We start from the raw sequence: 1,120 nt of genomic DNA on the forward strand, positions 1-1,120 counted from the left end.
CGCCTCGGGGGTCGACATCACCGTGACGCCGCCGGCCAGCGCGAGATCGCACTCACCGCCGCGCAGCGCCTGCACCGCCAGGTGGAGGGCGACCAGTGACGACGAGCAGGCCGTGTCGACCGTCACCGCCGGGCCTTCCAGGCCGAAGACGTAGGAGATCCGGCCGGAGACCACGCTGGCCGCGTTGCCCGTGCCCAGGTGACCCTCGATGCCCTTGGGCGGGGAGGTGATGAGGGAGGCGTAGTCCTGGCCGTTGGTGCCCACGAAGACGCCGGTACGGCTGCCCCTCGCCGACGACGGGTCGATGCCCGCACGCTCCAACGCCTCCCACGACACCTCCAGCAGCAGCCGCTGCTGGGGATCCATCGCCAGCGCCTCACGCGGGCTGATCCCGAAGAAGGACGCGTCGAACCGGTCGGCGTCGTCGAGGAATCCGCCCTCGCGGGTGTACGAGGTGCCCTGGCGCTCGGGGTCGGGGTCGCCCAGGCGCTCCAGGTTCCAGCCGCGGTCGGTCGGGAAGCCGGAGACGGCGTCGCGGCCCTCGGTCAGCAAGTGCCAGAAGTCCTCCGGCGACCGGACGCCACCGGGGAAGCGGCAGCTCATCTCCACGATCACGATCGGGTCGTCGTCCACGTCGGTGCCGACGGGGGCCACGGTGGCGGTGTCCCCCGCCGTTCCGGCCATCGCCGGCTCCTGGCCGACGAGTTCGTCGCGCAGGTGGCCGGCGAGCGCGGAGGCCGTGGGGTAGTCGTAGACCAGGGAGGTGGGGAGGGTGAGCCCGGTGGCGGCGCCGAGGCGGTTGCGCAGTTCCACGGCGGTCAGCGAGTCGAAGCCCAGCTCGCGGAACGCCCGGTCACCGCGCACCGCGTCCGCGCTGCCGTGCCCCAGCACGGCGGCGACCTGTGCACGTACCAGATCCAGCAGTTCACGGTGCTGCTCGGGCTCGGTCAGACCGAGCAGCCGCTCGCCGACCGTGGTGGCCTCGTTGGCGTCCGTGACCACGCGGGCGACACCCGGGGCCTGCGGGGACTTGTGCAGCTCGGGCAGTTCGTCGAAGAGTGTGGTGGGCCGCACCGCGGTGAAACCGGCCGCGAAACGCTCCCACTCCACGTCGACCACA

At 72.5% G+C, this 1,120-nt stretch carries 1 pseudogene; it reads right to left on the minus strand.

Annotation, left to right across the window (positions count from 1 at the left end):
• Window positions 1-1,120, minus strand: a pseudogene (locus IE249_RS35370) (acyl carrier protein); the annotation flags it as partial.

The organism is Streptomyces anandii JCM 4720 (assembly GCF_014650655.1).
Lineage (GTDB): Bacteria > Actinomycetota > Actinomycetes > Streptomycetales > Streptomycetaceae > Streptomyces > Streptomyces anandii.